Genomic DNA, 17,730 nt, shown 5'->3' with positions numbered 1-17,730 from the left:
TTCTATTTTATAATTATTTAGAAATAATCATTTCGGAAATTCAAGTATTGGATTGAGGAATTTGTTACAAAATGAATTTTTGTCACCAATTGTATTATCTTTAAAAGTTGCATCAATTTCAGTAACTATTGTTTTTATTCTTGGAATTATGATAGGTAAGATCTTTGCAAGAAAACAATTCAAAGGCAAGACACTTATAGAAACGATTCTGCTCCTTCCAATTGTTTTACCTCCTACCGTCATAGGTTTTTTATTAATATTCATATTTGGGACAAATAGCCCTTTAGGTCTCTTTATAGAACGACTAATAGCACAACCCATTATTTTTACTTTTACTGCTGCAGTGATTGCATCGACCATTGTTGCATTTCCACTTATGTACCAAACGGTCAAAATCGGCTTTCAAGCAGTCGATATAGGTATTGAGGAAGCCGCCCGTATAGATGGGGCTGGTGAATTGAAAGTATTCCTACATATCACTCTCCCATTATCTATTAAATCAATCATCGCAGGGTTGGTTCTAAGTTTTGCACGATCACTTGGAGAGTTCGGAGCTACATTTATGTTCGCTGGTAATATTCCAGGAAAAACCCAAACTGCACCAACAGCCATTTATATTGCAATGGAATCCGGCAATATGAATTTAGCATGGCTCTTGGTTGCTACTATGGTTATAATCTCGTTCTTTTTCATACTCATCACAACTGTTACACAAAAATAAGCCATGGAGGCAAACATGATCTGCCCCGTAAATGTTAGACACTAACTAACATTTACGGGGCAGATCAACATTACTCTCCACGGCTTTTTTTAACTAGGCTAATAATATCTTGATACTTTCCGTCGTCTTTGTCTCTGTATAAGAGTTCCTGCACCTGTAATTAGGAGTAATCCAATTAAGGTATTTAAAAGAATTAGCGGAGACTCCTTCTTATTCGCTTTCTTACTCTTTATCTCCGCAGATTTTGACTTCGGAGGGTCTTTATATTTCAATTGCACCTTTTGTAGCACTTGGCCATTATTATTTTCAATTGAAAGTAAACCTTCGTCATTAACCGTCTTGATATTACCACTAACGTCCTCAGTGATAACAATATCACTTTCAGGGTAAAATTCTTTGTTGCCCGATTTAAATATTACTCCCTGATTAATTGTTTCATGCTGATAACCCTTAAATCCATAATCGAACAAAACTGCGGTATCTTTGTACTTATCATTTTTTAAATCAGATTTCAATACAACAGCTGTTAATTTTAAATTTCCATTACCAGCAGTCGTGGCTAAAGTTTGTTTCGCTTCAGTGGTGTATCCCGTCTTACCTCCTGAAATTCCCGGATAGGGCAGTTCCCCCTTGAGCATCCGATGATGGGTTAAGATTCTAGTACTCCAGGATTGCCCTTGCCAATCAAGCACCTTTGTCCCGAAAATTTCAGCAAAAGTAGGATTCTTCAATGCATAATTAGTTATTAACGCTAAGTCCATTGCGGTCGTATAATGGTTTTCATCATGCAATCCATTTGGATTGGTAAAATGAGTATTTGTCACACCTATCTTATTTTTTAGATAACTGTTCAAACTTTCAGCAAATGTTTTCACATCTCCATCCAAATACTCAGCAATCGCTACTGCTGCATCGTTTCCTGAGTTTATTAGCATCCCTTGAATAAGCTTCTTTAATGGGACTTGCTCCCCTTCATTTAAATACACCCTTGTTCCGTCCTGTCTAACTGCATTAGCACTCACCGTCACTATTGAATCTAAATTTCCTTTTTCAATCGCATAGATGGCTGTGGCAATTTTGGTTAGGCTGGCTGGATACATTTTTTCATCGGCATTTTTTGCATAGAGAATGGCATTTGTCTCAGAATCTAATAAAACAGCACCCTCGCTTTTCAAATCCAACTGCCGTGCTTCCTCCGCGAACACATTATATTGAAAAGAAAATAGAACAAAAACAGTTACTATGAGGTACAAAAAAATATTCTTCATTACTACACCCTTACTTTTACATTTAATCCCTATTTGATTTTAACAGATTATTTGAATAAATAAATAGTTTTCAAATAAATTGTTATCAATTGGAAGTATTCCTAATATATAATTAAAAACCGGTTGCTTTTTAGCAACCGGAAAAAATTATGCCCTTTTCTTTGAGATCAATAATGTGATTTGAGCCATTATAAATGGTAAAGAAGATTTTCTTCTGTAAGCTAAGTATTTAGGCTCCCAGATATTTGTATACTTTTGTTTAAATTGCCTTAATCCCTGAAAGTGATAAATAAAGTGCCCATGCAAAAATAATTGTGCAGCTATTTTTTCGCTTAAAAAGGCAAATCGAGATAATCCCACATTCGCTAATGGTGCCATACCCATATTAAATCGTCCATACCCTTCCTCTTTCGACCAATCAATTAAGGACAGGAATAGAAAATCAATTATTCCAGCTGGTGCGTCAGGTCTAAACCTCATCAAGTCAACGGAAATTGTTTGTTTGTTATCATATACATACATTATGCTCATAAAACCGAGAATTTTCTTCTCTTCATCTCTTACAATCGCAATGGGTGCCTTATTTAAATATTCCTCATCAAAAAAACCTAACGAGAAACCCTTTTCTTTTCTTCCTTGGAGCCATTCATTGGAAACCTCTCTTAACTCCTCTATAAAACAAGCTGAGAATGGTGGTTTTATTAATTCAAACTCATAACTTTCTCGGTTCAATTTATTTTTTAATGTCCGAAGCGCCTTTTGTTTGTTGCCAGATAAAGAGAATGTTTTTAAATCTACAAACGCCTCTTCACCTAACTTAAAAAAAGCAAAACCATGTCCATGTAAATAAGGAAGCATGTCATCACTTACCTGATAAAACACTGGTGTAAAACCATGTATATCAGCAATTTCTTGAAATTCCTCTATCGCGTTGGAGATTTCAATTTGTTCACCAATGGGATCTCCTAAAATAACTAGTTTGTCCGCATATTTCTGAAAAGGAATTAAAATATTCTTTTTACTGTTCCAGAAAATATACTTATCATGCAAAAAAATTAAATGGGATAATACCTTTCCTTGATACTTTCTTAAATGGTTATATATTTCATTTTCATAATCAATCGATTTCTCTAGTTTCCATTTTTTCGGCAGGCTAATTAAATAGCCAGTTAGTAATATCATCATAGCTATTACTAATCCAATAATTGCACTTGTAAACAAATCACGGTAATCCACAATTACATAAGGCAATAATTTATCTGGAATGGTTAATTTTGAAATAGGCAAATTTAAATATCCAATCAAAATGTACATGGAAGTTATGATTAGTATGACTGTAATATCAAATATAGTTTTACCCCACGTTAAAACATAACTTTCCCGATAGAATTGTCCCTTAGAGATTCTAAGTAAAAGTGCCACAATGATAAGAAAGGTAGCTTCTTCATAATCAATTCCTTTAAAGATTGAAAAAAGTGCTGCAAGTATTAAAGCAAGCATGGTCAACTCATATGTTCTTTTCACCCTGTATTCGATACCGCGTGATAAGCCTAACAGTAAGAACCCAGCGGCGACAGATAATTGATGGGACACATTTATGATTGGAAATGATAGTAACTCCTGAGCGATTCTAAGTCTCGACATAATACCTGGGACACTCGCAGACAAAAGAAGAATTAAGCCTGATATAAACACAAGAATAGTTAGCACCACGTGACTTAACCCTTGGATAATCGCTTTAGGAAGTTGATTCCATGATTGGTTCCATCTCTCCCAGTACAACTTTACGAAAAACACTAAACTAATTAAAAATGGAACAAAGTAATAACCAATACGGTAAAACAGAAGTAAAACAAGTACCTTCTCATCGGGAACGAGCAGCTCTTGCATTCCCCATAAAAAGATTAAATCAAAAGAACCCAGGCCACCTGGAATCATACTTATAATACCTGCACAGGCTGCTACAACATAAACAGGAAATAAGTCTATGCTTGACACAGGTATACCTAGTAGTCTGCTCAATAATAAAATAGCCACGAACACAGCCAACCATTCTATTACTGAAACAATGACTAACTCTATACCCACCTTTGGGGTAATAACCGATTCTTTTTTCGATTTCATCAAATGTACACCTAAAAAGATAGGCAAGTACAATCCAACCCCTAAGACAGCGAAATAAAGCCATTTTGTATCAACAAACAGCGGAAAATGACGAAAACCAATCGTTACAATCCATGAAAGCAGTGAAATTCCTGTTAAATAAAAAAGGGAAACAGATGCAATTACACCAAGAAGCTTCCTTTTATCTTTTTCATGTTTATGAAAAAAGTAGGTTCTTAACATAGCACCTACCAGTCCGCCAAATCCGATTAAATTTGAAAACGAATTAGCAATAAACGATTGTTCTAGGAGCTCATTATTAGGGACTTTTAACTTTAGGATCCGAACAAGGATAACATCATATAGTAACATTGGTAAAACAGCAATAAACGTAATTGCTAAAACCAGCAATAATACCCAGATATTTAACTGATTAATTTCATTCTTTAGTAGCTGTACATTCAAATCCCCAGTAAACCTTTTCATTTCTATAATGGCAAAAATTAATAATAATAGCGGAAAAATAAATTTTACTACTTTTACTATTTTTTCTTTCTTTATCCCCAAAAGTATGACCACCTATTATTTTTTTCCTGACTTAAATATAAACTTTTCAACTGTAAAAACAAAGAAATATATTTAATTTATAGATGTTTATTATCATTTTAGACATTTTATTTTATGTTCAACCGCAATTTTTGTAATTCATTCAATCACTTACTTTTCTCCTACGACCTATTTTAGATAAAACGAAAAGTTAAAAAAGTAGACAAGTTTTTTAACCTGTTACGCATAAGTATGAAATAGGACAATTTTAGGAGGAGGTTTTACGGTGAAATTTTTTGTATTCAAAAAAGAAACCTTGTTATTCTTCTTAGCATTAGCGGCTGTACTTGCCAGTATTTCTGCGTGGTTAATGTTAAAAGCAGGTGACACTACAGTTTTCAATCAACAATCTGATAAGAATATCCGTGAGATTCATATGGTTACAGGAGAATTTAAAACAAAAATGAAGGATGGTAAAGAAATAGAGGCGTATCGTTGGGACCCCGGAACTATCTTAATAGAAAAAGGCGAAAAAGTTAGATTAATAATTAGCGGGATAAACGGTGAGGAACATCCATTTTATATTGAAGGAACAACAATAAAGGGTACAGTAAAAAAAGGGAAAGAAACGGTCATTCCCTTAGACTTTAAAAAAGAAGGAACGTATCGCCTCGTATGTGAAATTCATCCAGATAGAGCACACAATGGCCCTATGATTGCTTATATAGTAGTAGATTAAGAGCAGGAGACTTTTCCCCTGCTCTTCTTCTCTACATGTGACATCTCTTGTATAACAGTTTTTAATATTATTCATTTTTTTATAGTACAGTTTTTACTTTTATGTCTATCTTGTTCATATAAAGTTCATAAACACCCCAAAAAAACCCCTTAAAAACAAGACTTCACAATATCTTAACAATTACCTCTTTTTCAGGTGACTTTTATCACTTTTAAACTGTTATACTGAATGTAAGATAAAAATAGTAAAACAGTTTAGTTTTTTTATTAATCAAAGAGGTGAATAATGATGGAACAATGGCAAGGTTTTACTAAAGGTACTTGGAACAAAGAGGTGAATGTTCGTGATTTTATTCTTAGAAATTATAATCCGTATGAAGGCGATGATTCTTTTTTAGCTAACGCAACTGAAGCTACTAAAATACTATGGGAACAGGTAATGGAGTTAACAAAACAGGAACGTGAAAAAGGTGGAGTCCTAGATATGGACACAGAAACCGTTTCCACTATTACTTCACATGGCCCTGGCTACCTCAACGAAGACCTTGAAAAAGTAGTAGGTGTTCAAACTGATAAACCATTTAATCGTTCTTTACAACCATTCGGCGGAATTAGGATGGCAAAAGGAGCATGTGAGGCTTATGGTTATCAATTAAACCCTGAAATTGAAAGAATCTTTACTGAATTCCGCAAAACACATAACCAAGGTGTCTTTGATGCATACACAGACGAGATGATGTTAGCTCGTAAAGCTGCCATTATTACAGGGCTTCCAGATGCTTATGGACGTGGACGAATCATTGGTGATTATCGCCGTGTAGCATTATATGGTGTTGATTTCCTTATAAAAGAGAAGGAAATAGACAAAAAGAATACTAGTAAAGTAATGACTGAAGATAATATGCGTCTTCGTGAAGAGATTGCTGAACAAATCCGAGCTTTATATGAACTAAAAGAATTAGGTACCAGCTACGGGTTTGACCTATCTCGCCCAGCTAAAAATGCACAAGAAGCTTTTCAATGGCTATATCTTGGATACCTTGCAGCCATAAAAGAACAAAATGGGGCTGCGATGAGTCTTGGACGCGTCTCAACTTTCTTAGATATTTACATTGAAAGAGATTTACAGGCAGGAACATTAACAGAAGAATCAGCTCAAGAAATCGTCGATCACTTTATCATGAAGCTCCGATTAGTAAAATTCGCCCGTACACCTGATTATAATGAATTATTCAGTGGTGACCCTACATGGGTAACGGAATCTATCGGTGGAATGGGACAGGATGGACGATCTCTTGTAACGAAGAACTCATTCCGATTCCTACATTCACTTGATAACCTAGGGCCAGCACCAGAGCCAAATTTAACCGTTCTTTGGTCACCACAGCTTCCTGAAAGATTTAAACAGTACTGTGCTAAGATGTCAATTAAAACAAGCTCCATTCAATATGAAAACGATGATATCATGCGCCCTGAATATGGAGATGATTACGGAATAGCTTGTTGTGTCTCTGCTATGGAAATTGGCAAGCAAATGCAGTTCTTCGGTGCTCGCGCAAATTTAGCAAAAGCCCTTCTTTACTCTATTAACGGAGGCGTTGATGAAAAACTAAAAATCCAAGTTGGCCCACAATATAGACCAATAACTTCAGATGTATTGGATTTTAATGAAGTAATGCAACGTTTTGATCAAATGATGGAATGGCTGGCAGGTTTATATATTAATACATTAAATGTCATTCATTATATGCATGATAAATACAGCTATGAAAGAATCGAAATGGCTTTACATGACACAAATATCCTTCGTACCATGGCAACAGGAATTGCTGGTTTAAGCGTAGTAGCTGACTCATTAAGTGCTATTAAATATGGTACAGTAAAAGTAATTCGTGATGAAAATGGTTTAGCAGTGGACTTCGAAATAAAAGGAGATTTCCCAAAATACGGTAACAACGATGACCGTGTGGATCGTATTGCCGTTGATGTTGTTGAGACATTTATGAAGAAATTACGTAAACACGTAACCTATCGTGATTCCCTTCATACACTTTCCGTTCTAACCATTACATCAAATGTTGTTTACGGAAAGAAAACAGGTAATACACCAGATGGGCGTCGTGCAGGAGAACCTTTTGCTCCTGGTGCAAATCCAATGCACGGCCGGGATACTAAGGGTACTTTAGCCTCACTATCCTCTGTTGCAAAAATTCCATATAGCTATGCAATGGATGGAATCTCAAATACTTTCTCTATCGTGCCAAAAGCATTAGGGAAAGAAGAAGAAAGTCAGATTAGGAACCTTGTTTCAATCTTGGATGGCTACGCAATAAAATCTGGTCACCATCTAAACGTTAACGTTTTTAATAAGGAAACATTATTAGATGCAATGGAACACCCAGAGCTGTATCCACAACTAACGATTCGTGTTTCTGGTTATGCCGTAAACTTTATTAAACTAACCAAAGAACAACAGCTGGACGTTATTAACCGGACTTTCCATGAGTCTTTATAAATAGCTTACTTTGGCTTACTCGAATACAAAGAGAGAGCCTCCTTAATAATGAAAGGGGATATCATCATGATCGGAAATATTCACTCCATTGAAACTTTAGGAACAGTAGACGGGCCTGGAATACGCTATGTGGTTTTTACACAGGGGTGCTTATTACGCTGCCAATTTTGTCATAATGCCGATACATGGGAAATCGGTTCTGGCAGAGAGATAACTGTTTCGGAAATAATGGAAGATTTGATGAGCTATCTCCCCTTCATTCAGGCATCAGGTGGTGGTATTACTGTTAGTGGTGGCGAGCCGCTACTTCAAATTCCTTTCCTCACTGAATTATTTAGGGTTTGTAAAAAGATGGGGATTCACACAACTATAGATTCTTCAGGAGGTTGCTTCTCTCAATCCAAACTTTTTATTGAACAACTCGAAGAACTATTACAATACACTGATCTTGTACTTCTCGACTTGAAGCATATTAACCGGAAAAAACATATTCAGTTAACTGGAATGGCTAACAATCACATTCTTGAATTTGCCAAGTATTTATCTAATAGGAAGATACCTGTATGGATTCGCCATGTTCTTGTTCCAACAGTAACAGATGATTCCTTGGATCTTCAAGAACTTGGAGAGTTTATCGGTACCCTTGAAAATGTTCAAAAGGTTGAAATTCTTCCCTATCATAAAATGGGAGTATATAAGTGGGAAGCACTTGGACATGAATATCCACTAAAGAATATAGAGCCCCCAACAGAGGAAAGTGTCGTGTTTGCCTATCGAATGCTTACAGCCAATTGGAGAAATGGTGAAGGGATCCATTTATAAATAGTATTTTCAACCAGGCTGACACTGAAGTTGTGTCAGCCTAGTTTTTTATATTTATTCTTCATCTAGATTTACAAGTAAATCCATGATTTCTGTTTGTTGGTGATCTGCTATTTCATTTGAAATAACCTCATCTTTATTTAAATGACTAATGGCTTCGTGTTCGGCATAAAGTGCCTGTTTTAAGAGTAGCTTTTTTTGTTTTTCTTTTAATTCCATATGATTCTGATATAATTCCTGTACCTGCTTTTCTACACTTAGCTTCTTTTCTTCATATTCTTTAATAAGTTCATTGGATAGTGGTTCTGTGATAAAAAGTTTCTTCCTTACCCTATGTATTTCTTGTATAGCTGCATCATACTGATAAATCTTAGCTAGTAAATATTCATATTCGCTCGAACCTTCATCTTTAGGGTTTACTCCAAGAAATTTAATTAATGGCTTAACAGATAACCCCTGTACTACCAACGAAAAGAGAACCACGAAAAAAGTTAATACCAATAATTCATCTCTTCCTTCGAAGTCATAAGGCAGGCTTAATGCTAGTGCTATAGATAAAGAACCTTTTAACCCCCCCCAATTAATAATATGCTTCCAGGATTGTGGAAATTTTTTTATGAAGAACAAACTAGCATAGACCGCGGCGCTCCTTGCTATCAAAACGATTAGTATGGCTGCAAAAATCATTCCCCATTTATTAAAAATCCCTATTCTTGTAATTTCTAGCCCAACCATTAAAAAGACAATAGAATTCGCCAAAAGAGCAGCAACATCCCAAAAGTTTCCTATATTTAATTTAGTAGTGGGTGTCATGCCGATTTTCGCACCATAGTTTCCATAAATCATGGCAGCAACAACAACTGCAATGACACCAGAAGCATGGATACTTTCTGCTAATAAATATGATCCATAAAACAATACAATACTAAAAATGATCTCAAGCGGATAATCATCATAGAACTTTGTTAAAATTGAAAAACCGTATCCAAGTGCACCTCCGACGATTAGTCCTAGGAATATGACCTTTACAAAAGTCCATACACCTAAACCCAATCCTGCCCAACCTAAATCAATATAGGATAGTAAATAAAATGCAGAAAGCTGAAAAAGCACCACCGCCATACCGTCATTAAATAAACTTTCCCCTTCAACCACAATTGCAAGTCTTTTATTTACTCCAATACTTTTAAAGATACTTAAAACACTGACTGGGTCTGTTGCACTCATTAATGAACCGAATACAAAAGCTGCGGTGACAGATAACCCCAGAAGGTAATACCCTGAAAATCCAACCAGGAGAAACGACAATAATGTACCACCAAATGCTAGAGCAATAATAGGTATTTTATTGGTCCGCATCTCACGAAAAGGCAGTTTTAATGATGCTTCCCCTAAAAGCGCAGGTAAAAACAAGGTAACAATAACAAAATGGAATACTTCCCCTTGCGTAATAAAATTTTTTAATGGTTCTAATACTGGAAATTTTATCAAACCAATTATCGCACCAATTATTACTAATGCTATTGGGTATGGCTGTTTAAATTTCTTGGCAATAGCTGTAATCCCCGCGGCTAACATCATTAAAAATAGAGCCATGACAAAGATATTATGTAAATCTAATGTTTCCAAATTGCACCACCCTAAGTTAATAAATAATAGACATTATTCATCTTAATATTCACATTACAGCGAAACTTAAACAGCTACTTTCGTTCTTGTTTTAATGCATATACATAATTGTTTAGTAATCTCTTCAAATTCTGGTATTTTGCCATACAATAAATTGATTCTTTAGCCATTCTCCTTTATACTCATATCATTGGCATTTTAAAGAGGTGATTATTTTTGTTTCAATTGCTCATCGACCATTCAGATATACATGCCTTAAACGCACTTTACGTTAGTATATACTTAGGAATTACATTAAAGTTCCTATGGGCATGGGGCGTTGAATATTCATTTATTGGTTCTCAAACTAATCCTGCGGACACAAAAATAATCCAGCCCTTGTTTTTTTACCGAAAAAAAAGCAGTTTAAATGGCAGTTTTATTTTAAATAGAATTATTAAATATATTCGTAGAAAAGAATGTACTAAGGATGATTCTGAAGAACCCATTTCCTTCCTTTTAATACCAGTATAAAAAATCAACCTACACATTTTTAGGAGGAAATATGAAAACGAAACGTTCTTCACTTATCATTATTGCTTTACTTACTTTTACAACATTTCTGTTATCCGCTTGTTCTGCTCAATCTCAAGGCGGAAAAAACGATGGATTTTTCCACACTTATTTTGTGAATCCATTTTCATCTTCAATACATGCAGTTGCCGATTTTTTTGGTGGGAATTATGGCTTAGCGATCATTCTTATTACACTAGTGATTAGACTTGTCTTAATGCCTCTCATGTTAAAGCAATATAAAAATCAAATGGCTATGAAGGAAAAAATGGATGTTTTAAAACCAGAAATGGAAGTTATTCAAAAGAAAATGAAAACTGAAAAAGACCCAAAGAAAAAACAAGAATTACAAGCAGAAATGATGGGGCTTTATCAAAAGCATGGAGTCAATCCGTTAAATATGGGTTGTTTACCTATTCTTATCCAAATGCCGATCTTAACGGGCTTCTATTATGCAATTAGAGGATCTGAAGAGATAAAAACTCATGAGTTTTTATGGTTTAGTCTTGGACATCCTGATATTGTCATTACAATCATTGCAGGTGTTATCTATTACTTACAATTCAAGGTATCGCAATCTAATATGCCGACTCAACAGCAGGAGCAAATGAAATATATGGGCTTGCTCTCCCCATTAATGATCGTTATGTTTTCATTTAATGCACCAGCAGCCCTTCCACTTTATTGGGTTGTAGGTGGAACATTTTTAATTATCCAGACGCTTATTAGTCGAAAGCTTTATCAAACCAATAAGCCTAAAGAAGTACAAGTGAATCAAAAATAAGTAAATAAAAAATGCCTGGTTTTAATACCAGGCATTTTTTTATACATCTTGAAAGTAGTCCTTGTAAAATCCCCCGACTTTACCAGTGTTATCAATGATATAATAAAATTCTTCTGTTTCATTTTTTACATCATAAATTCCACCAGCGGTCAGAGCGTTATTTACTAGGTATTTCTCAGCATCAGTATGAACGCATTTCACTTTTTTAAGTGTTTCACGCTCGCGCCATGTTAAATGAATCATTGTTGCCATCGTTCCTTTCAGTCTTTGTCCAATTATAAGTATAATCAATAAAAGCAATGATACGCAACAATAGACCCTCCTCTGCCAGCGTAAAATTTATTATTACTTCCCAACGACTTGTAGTGAATTTTCCCTCAAACGATATTTCTGTATTTTTCCTGATGCAGTCATTGGAAATGAATCAGTAAACTCAATATATTTTGGAATTTTATGTTTTGAGATCTTTCCAATACAGTATTCTTTAATCTCTTCAGATGTTGCTTTCTCTCCTTCTTTCAATATAATCCAAGCCATAATTTCTTCACCATATACTTCGTCCGGTACACCTATCACTTGAATATCTAGGATTTTGGGATAAGAATAGAGGAACTCTTCAATTTCACGGGGATATATATTTTCTCCACCTCTAATAATCATATCCTTTAAACGCCCTGTGACTTTGCAATATCCATTCTCATCCATGATAGCTAAGTCCCCAGTATGTAGCCAACCATCTTGATCAATGGCCTCATTGGTTGCTGCCATATTTTTATAATATCCCTTCATCACATGGTAACCTCTGGTACAAAGTTCTCCTTGTACACCCATTGCCACTTCTCTGTTTGTTCCTGGTTCTACAATCTTCACCTCAACATTAGGAAGTGCTTTTCCAACTGATTCTACACGTAATTCAATTGGATCATCCGTTCTGGTTTGTGTGATAACTGGTGAAGACTCTGTTTGTCCATATGCAATCGTTATTTCTTTAGCCCCCATTTTTTCAATGACCGCCTTCATGACCTCAATCGGGCAGTTTGATCCTGCCATTATACCGGTTCGCAACGATGAAAGATCATAACTTTCAAAATCTGGTTCATTTAATTCAGCGATAAACATCGTTGGCACACCATGGAGAGCCGTACATTTTTCATCCTGAACCGTTTGCAATACTTTTTTCGGATTAAAATCCTGAACAGGCACCATTGTTGCTCCTACAGAAACACAAGCCATTGTACCCAGCACACATCCAAAGCAATGAAAAAACGGAACAGGGATACAAAGCCTGTCCTCTACAGTTAACTTCATACAGTTGGCTATATTAAATCCATTATTGACAATGTTGTTATGTGTTAACATAACACCTTTTGGAAACCCTGTTGTACCTGAAGTGTATTGCATGTTAATTACATCGTCAGGCTCTAGAGTATTCATTCTTTTATTTAACTCTTCGTCCGTTACCTCTTCACCAAGTTTAATAATATCTTCCCAGGAATAGGTACCAGGATACTTTTTATCCCCAAGGACAATAACATTCTTCAAACATGGAAGCCTGCTGCTTTTTAATTTCCCAGGTTCAGATGTCTTTAACTCAGGAACAATTTCATTAATCATGTCAATATAAGAGGCATCTTTCCAGTTATCCATTATAATAAAAGTGGTAGAATCAGATTGTTTTAATAAATACTCGAGTTCAGCAGTGCGATAATTTGTATTTACAGTAACCAATACAGCTCCCATTTTACCTGTCGCAAATTGAGTAATTAGCCATTCCGGGGTATTACTCGACCAGACTGCAACCTGTTCCCCTTTATCAATACCAAGCTTCATAAAACCTTTTGCAGCATTTCTGCAAATATCATCAAATTTACGATAACTCCAACTTAAATTTCGATCACTATAAATCACAGCTGTATGGTCTGGATGTAATTCTGCTTTTTCTTCTAATAGTTTCCCAATAGTAATACTTAGCAAAGCCGACATATTCTCATCCTCCTCAATACAATTAAACCAACAACAAAGTAAAACGCTTTCAACAGTATGTTACCATATTTATAAGAATATTCAATATTTTTAAAATATAACTTCCAACTTTTTCATGTAAGTAAACATCAAAAAAATGAGAAATAAAGGTTCTCAAAATCCATGAAAACCATTACAATAGTAAAAACTGAATATTCAATCCACTTTCCAAGGAGGCATTCGAAACTTGAAAATTATGAGTAACGAACAATTGGTTGTATCGTATCGGGATGCACTAAAGTCTGGTAAGGAAAAGGAATGGATTAAGATACTAAAAGAGGAAATACAACGCAGGGGACTCAGGCCCTTTAAAAAACGGTAGCAACAAAAGACCGCTGAAAGAACTTTCAGCGGTCTTTTGTATCTACTGGAATTGAAATGCTTACTTTTGTTCCTCTGCCTTCTTTACTCTCCATTAAGATTGAACCATTATACTTCTGCACTAGTTGCTTGGCAATTGAAAGTCCCAAACCCGTACCACCATTTTCACGCACTCGAGCCTTATCAACTCGATAAAATCGGTTAAACACTTCTTGGATATTTTCTTTAGGAATACCAATTCCAATATCAGTAACAGAAACGATAATATTGCTCCCCTTTCGGATTGCAGATATCCAAATTGTTTTATCTTCTCTAGAGTATTTAACTGAATTATCTAATAAGATAATTAATATCCGTTCGAAATGGTGCTCAGCAATAGAACCCATAGGTAAGTTCTTTTCAATTTCTATATTAAATTTAAAATCTGAATGTATAATTTCAAATTTCTTTATTAATTTTTGGACAAGTTGGGAAATGTCTACTTTTTCAGAAGTTAAAATTCTTTGATTTTCCACTCGAGTTAATTCTAGCAGGTCAGTAATCAGTTTTTTCAGCCTCGAAAGCTCCTGTAATGAAGCATCTAAAGATTCTTCTAAAATAATAGGATCCTTTTTTCCCCACCGATTTAATAAAGATAGATGTCCTTCGAGAATAGAAACAGGTGTCCTTAACTCATGTGATGCATCCTCAACAAATTGTTTCTGTGCCAGAAAAGATTTCTCAATTTCGTCCATCATTTCATTAAAAACGTTAGTCAGATCAGTTAAATCATCCTTTTGATCATAGACCTCTACTCTTCCCTGAAAACCATTTTCTTTTATTTTTTTCATTGCTTTTGTTAAGGCTCTAACAGGCTTTAGTAGTTGTTTTGCAAGAATATATCCACTTATAGCACTAAAAAGAATAGCAGCTATTCCAAATATAGACATCACCCAAAAGAGGTTACTCATCATTTTGTGATAGTTATTTAAATGCCGGACAATCTCTAGTGTGCCTCTAAATTCCCCCGAATTAATTGGAAATCTCGCTATAAAGGCTTCCTTTCCTTGAATAGAAATCAAATCCGTAGTACTAGTTGTTACTGGAATTGGTTCAAGAACTGGAAAATCACCGTTTTTATCTGAAACTAGAATATTCCCTTTACTGTCATAAATTCGAATCAATTGATCTTTGTCATTCATATTACGTAAAAAATCTTCGCTATTAATAATATCTATACGGGTTAATGTATTAGCTTTTGCTTTATAAAACGCTGCGATGTCAGTAATAGTCCTATTAATGGCCATTTCCTCACGATTCATCATCCATTTGGAAACTGTATGATACTCTAAGAAACTAAATAAAAAAAACGTAAGAAATATAGCTGCTGATCCACTTAGCACTAATTTTGTTTGCCAGGAGAGTTTATTAACTATAAGCATGATCTTTCTACTCATCTCATTACATATCCTGTACCACGTACTGTGTGAATGTAGCTTCCCTCATTTTGATCGTCTATTTTATTTCTTAAATAACGAACATATACATCCACAACGTTCGTTTCCACACCCGTACTATAACCCCAAACTTTATTCAAGAGAACTTCTCTTGTTAATACAATGTTTATATTGCTCATAAAAATAACCAATAAGTCAAATTCTCTTTTGGTTAACCCAATTACCTCATCAGCTTTTTTAACAATACATGATTCAAGTTCAATGACTAAATCCTTGAAGGTTAAAGTGGTTAAATCATTTGAAGTTAGTGCCTCTACCCTCCGGAACATTGACCTTAATCTGGCCAATAATTCTTCTATAGCAAACGGTTTAACGATATAATCATCTGCACCGCTATCCAGTCCTGAAACACGATCCAATACACTGTCTCTTGCAGTAATCATAATAATTGGAATCGATTTATTCGCCTGTCTAATTCTTCGACATACTTCCATTCCATTTAACTCTGGGAGCATTAAATCGAGTAAAATGGCATCCCAATTTTCTGAAAGGGCCAAATCTAATCCGCGTCTCCCATCGGTCGATACTGTTGTTTGATAGCCTTCATGATTTAATTCAAGCTCAATAAACCTGGCTAAATTCTTTTCATCTTCAATAATTAGTATTTTTTGCATATATCCACGCTCACAATTTGTATTTGCTATTATTTTAACTGATGTTTATCTTTAATAAAATCAATGATTGCATGAAAAATTTCAATGGATTGATACGACATTAACGAAAGTGCACTTATTGAAAAGAATCCAACAATTATTAATCTAACCCATAACATGTTACATTCCTCCTTACTGAGTATTTTTATTTCAAGAATACTGATCATTTGTATGGAAGAAGTAGGTTAATGAAAGGATTTATATAAATATCATATATTGTGGAAAGGAGACCCTGATGAGAAGAAGATTAAAATTTTCTTAAAAAAATAATAAGAAAAGTACACGATATGAAAATGCGTGTACTTCTTCAGATGAATATAAGATTAATCCAATTTATTTGTTTCCAATAGTGAAGAAAAAGAAAGTTCCTTTAGCTTTTCTTCAATTTTTTTAGCTGCTTCAGCTGGATTATTGGCAAAAATATCGTAAAACTCACCTTCGTAATCTTGTCTTGCATGATCATACCGAGGATCATAGTAATATTCTAAAAGAATTTGAATCAAGTCATGATAATTTTTTTCATCAACTAATTCCAATAGCTTTCTTCTTATCTCCATATCCTTCACTCGTTTAAGAACCTTCTCCACATTACTTAAAATCTTATTCTGATACCATGGTTCATCCTGATATGGATGTACATATTCAGAAATAAGGTGGGTGACCCTTTGTTCTAGAGGAGTATGAATATAGATATTTGTTCCTTTAAATTTTATATCCATTAGTTCCTCAGGCTGAACAGCTTTACCGATTCGTTTACTCTCAGCTTCAACAAGAAAATAATCCGCCTTTTGTAATTCCTGAAGACCTTTAAATAAAAGAGAATCAAAGGTTTTTTGATTATGACCATCATTAAGACCAATCGTACCAAAGATCGACCCTCGATGACCCGCCATTTCTTCAAGGTCTAGAATCGGATACATTTTCTGTTTCAATATCTTGAGTACCTCAGTTTTCCCCACGCCGGTCATTCCATGGATTACCACCGCTTGTTGAGGGATCATATTTGGTATTTTTTCAAGTATATGGTGTCGATATGCTTTATAGCCCCCAATTAATCGCCAAGCGTAAATTCCGGCAAACTCTAAAAAGGTGACTACCGCTTTACTCCTCATCCCGCCTCGCCAACAATGAACAACCAATTCTCCATTAGATTGCAGGTCTTTTATTGTGTGAAGCAATTTAGGAATTTTAGGTGATACAAGTTCCATCGCTCTCCACTTGGCAGCTGGTTGACCATCATGCTTATAAATAATACCAATCTCGTGACGTTCTTCATCTGAAAATAACGGAACATTTATAGCTCCCGGAATTGCACCGTCTTTAAACTCAATCGGTGAGCGAATATCAATAATAATTGGATTCTTTATTGTCAAAAACTCTTCTACAGTCATTTCTTTCATTCAAATTGCACTCCCACAAAATAGGTTCATTCATATCATATAGTAGAAACTCTACACTAGCAAGAAAGGTCTACTCTAAAGAAAAGAGTAGACCAATATATTATACCCTCTTTGGTTCTTGTTTAAAGCTGGACATCAGCTCCTCAAGGAGTAGACCAAT

The 17,730-nt window shown here is 35.0% G+C and carries 16 protein-coding genes; 7 read left to right on the top strand and 9 right to left on the bottom strand.

The genetic code is table 11. The annotated features are described in order from the left end of the window. Positions 1 to 61: 61 nt before the first annotated feature. Entirely contained in the window at positions 62 to 721 is a 660-nt protein-coding gene (modB, locus tag QE429_RS11710; protein ID WP_307287165.1) for a molybdate ABC transporter permease subunit, read from the top strand. A 98-nt stretch (positions 722 to 819) separates the two neighbouring features. Here the strand turns inward: modB and QE429_RS11705 are convergent, their stop codons facing one another. Both QE429_RS11705 and mprF read right to left on the bottom strand, forming a co-directional pair. Further along, complete coding sequence (locus QE429_RS11705) at positions 820 to 1,989, bottom strand: D-alanyl-D-alanine carboxypeptidase family protein (protein ID WP_307287164.1); 1,170 nt, start codon at positions 1,987 to 1,989, stop codon at positions 820 to 822. Between the two features lie 147 nt (positions 1,990 to 2,136). After that, positions 2,137 to 4,659, bottom strand: coding sequence for a bifunctional lysylphosphatidylglycerol flippase/synthetase MprF (mprF, locus tag QE429_RS11700; RefSeq protein ID WP_307287163.1), 2,523 nt, complete (start codon positions 4,657 to 4,659; stop codon positions 2,137 to 2,139). A 265-nt stretch (positions 4,660 to 4,924) separates the two neighbouring features. Here mprF and QE429_RS11695 point away from each other — a divergent pair, with 265 nt between their 5' ends. The 3 genes from QE429_RS11695 (at position 4,925) to pflA (ending at position 8,713) form a co-directional block, all read left to right on the top strand. Continuing rightward, entirely contained in the window at positions 4,925 to 5,377 is a 453-nt protein-coding gene (locus QE429_RS11695) for a cupredoxin domain-containing protein (protein ID WP_307287162.1), read from the top strand. Positions 5,378 to 5,665: 288 nt separating this feature from the next. Then, a complete protein-coding gene (gene pflB / locus QE429_RS11690) occupies positions 5,666 to 7,891 on the top strand; it encodes a formate C-acetyltransferase (protein ID WP_307290786.1) in 2,226 nt (741 codons plus the stop codon). A 66-nt stretch (positions 7,892 to 7,957) separates the two neighbouring features. After that, positions 7,958 to 8,713, top strand: a complete 756-nt coding sequence (pflA, locus tag QE429_RS11685) for a pyruvate formate-lyase-activating protein (protein WP_307287161.1) — start codon at positions 7,958 to 7,960, stop codon at positions 8,711 to 8,713. A 54-nt stretch (positions 8,714 to 8,767) separates the two neighbouring features. Here pflA and QE429_RS11680 read toward each other — a convergent pair whose 3' ends face one another. Beyond that, the gene (locus QE429_RS11680) at positions 8,768 to 10,342 is read right to left on the bottom strand and encodes a Na+/H+ antiporter (RefSeq protein ID WP_307287160.1); all 1,575 of its coding nucleotides are present in this window, start codon (positions 10,340 to 10,342) and stop codon (positions 8,768 to 8,770) included. Positions 10,343 to 10,558: 216 nt separating this feature from the next. Between QE429_RS11680 and QE429_RS11675 the strand changes: the two genes are divergently transcribed. Together QE429_RS11675 and yidC are read left to right on the top strand one after the other, a co-directional pair. Further along, positions 10,559 to 10,855, top strand: coding sequence for a hypothetical protein (locus tag QE429_RS11675; protein ID WP_307287159.1), 297 nt, complete (start codon positions 10,559 to 10,561; stop codon positions 10,853 to 10,855). Positions 10,856 to 10,886: 31 nt separating this feature from the next. Continuing rightward, on the top strand, positions 10,887 to 11,678 hold the full coding sequence (yidC, locus tag QE429_RS11670) for a membrane protein insertase YidC (RefSeq protein WP_307287158.1): 792 nt from the start codon (positions 10,887 to 10,889) through the stop codon (positions 11,676 to 11,678). A gap of 39 nt (positions 11,679 to 11,717) precedes the next feature. Here yidC and QE429_RS11665 read toward each other — a convergent pair whose 3' ends face one another. Both QE429_RS11665 and QE429_RS11660 read right to left on the bottom strand, forming a co-directional pair. Beyond that, positions 11,718 to 11,921: a DUF6501 family protein gene (locus QE429_RS11665; RefSeq protein ID WP_307290785.1), complete on the bottom strand. Its 204-nt coding sequence runs from the start codon at positions 11,919 to 11,921 to the stop codon at positions 11,718 to 11,720. A gap of 102 nt (positions 11,922 to 12,023) precedes the next feature. Further along, complete coding sequence (locus QE429_RS11660) at positions 12,024 to 13,652, bottom strand: AMP-binding protein (protein ID WP_307290783.1); 1,629 nt, start codon at positions 13,650 to 13,652, stop codon at positions 12,024 to 12,026. Between the two features lie 244 nt (positions 13,653 to 13,896). On the opposite strand from QE429_RS11660, the gene sda reads away from it, so the two are divergent. Then, a complete protein-coding gene (gene sda / locus QE429_RS11655) occupies positions 13,897 to 14,022 on the top strand; it encodes a sporulation histidine kinase inhibitor Sda (RefSeq protein WP_373463248.1) in 126 nt (41 codons plus the stop codon). A 25-nt stretch (positions 14,023 to 14,047) separates the two neighbouring features. Here sda and QE429_RS11650 read toward each other — a convergent pair whose 3' ends face one another. From QE429_RS11650 to mnmH, 4 genes are all read right to left on the bottom strand, one after another. Next, on the bottom strand, positions 14,048 to 15,457 hold the full coding sequence (locus QE429_RS11650) for a HAMP domain-containing sensor histidine kinase (RefSeq protein WP_307287156.1): 1,410 nt from the start codon (positions 15,455 to 15,457) through the stop codon (positions 14,048 to 14,050). Further along, positions 15,454 to 16,131 (bottom strand): response regulator transcription factor, encoded by a 678-nt coding sequence (locus QE429_RS11645; RefSeq protein ID WP_307287155.1) that lies wholly within the window; start codon positions 16,129 to 16,131, stop codon positions 15,454 to 15,456. The genes QE429_RS11650 and QE429_RS11645 overlap by 4 nt, the downstream gene beginning before the upstream one ends. 29 nt (positions 16,132 to 16,160) lie before the next feature. Beyond that, positions 16,161 to 16,289, bottom strand: coding sequence for a hypothetical protein (locus tag QE429_RS11640; RefSeq protein ID WP_307287154.1), 129 nt, complete (start codon positions 16,287 to 16,289; stop codon positions 16,161 to 16,163). A gap of 204 nt (positions 16,290 to 16,493) precedes the next feature. After that, complete coding sequence (mnmH, locus tag QE429_RS11635; protein ID WP_307287153.1) at positions 16,494 to 17,570, bottom strand: tRNA 2-selenouridine(34) synthase MnmH; 1,077 nt, start codon at positions 17,568 to 17,570, stop codon at positions 16,494 to 16,496. Between the last annotated feature and the right edge of the window lie 160 nt (positions 17,571 to 17,730).

Source organism: Bacillus sp. SORGH_AS_0510 (assembly GCF_030818775.1).
Taxonomy (GTDB): Bacteria; Bacillota; Bacilli; order Bacillales; family Cytobacillaceae; genus Neobacillus.
This window is presented reverse-complemented; position numbering and strand designations above follow the sequence as displayed.

Bases quoted from the DNA above. Each gene is read 5' to 3' on its own strand.
- pflB (WP_307290786.1), top strand. From the start codon at position 5,666: ATGGAACAATGGCAAGGTTTTACTAAAGGTACTTGGAACAAAGAGGTG.
- pflA (WP_307287161.1), top strand. From the start codon at position 7,958: ATGATCGGAAATATTCACTCCATTGAAACTTTAGGAACAGTAGACGGG.
- QE429_RS11645 (WP_307287155.1), bottom strand. From the start codon at position 16,131: ATGCAAAAAATACTAATTATTGAAGATGAAAAGAATTTAGCCAGGTTT.
- QE429_RS11640 (WP_307287154.1), bottom strand. From the start codon at position 16,289: ATGTTATGGGTTAGATTAATAATTGTTGGATTCTTTTCAATAAGTGCA.
- QE429_RS11705 (WP_307287164.1), bottom strand. From the start codon at position 1,989: ATGAAGAATATTTTTTTGTACCTCATAGTAACTGTTTTTGTTCTATTT.
- sda (WP_373463248.1), top strand. From the start codon at position 13,897: ATGAGTAACGAACAATTGGTTGTATCGTATCGGGATGCACTAAAGTCT.
- mnmH (WP_307287153.1), bottom strand. From the start codon at position 17,570: ATGAAAGAAATGACTGTAGAAGAGTTTTTGACAATAAAGAATCCAATT.
- QE429_RS11665 (WP_307290785.1), bottom strand. From the start codon at position 11,921: ATGATTCATTTAACATGGCGCGAGCGTGAAACACTTAAAAAAGTGAAA.
- yidC (WP_307287158.1), top strand. From the start codon at position 10,887: ATGAAAACGAAACGTTCTTCACTTATCATTATTGCTTTACTTACTTTT.
- QE429_RS11650 (WP_307287156.1), bottom strand. From the start codon at position 15,457: ATGAGTAGAAAGATCATGCTTATAGTTAATAAACTCTCCTGGCAAACA.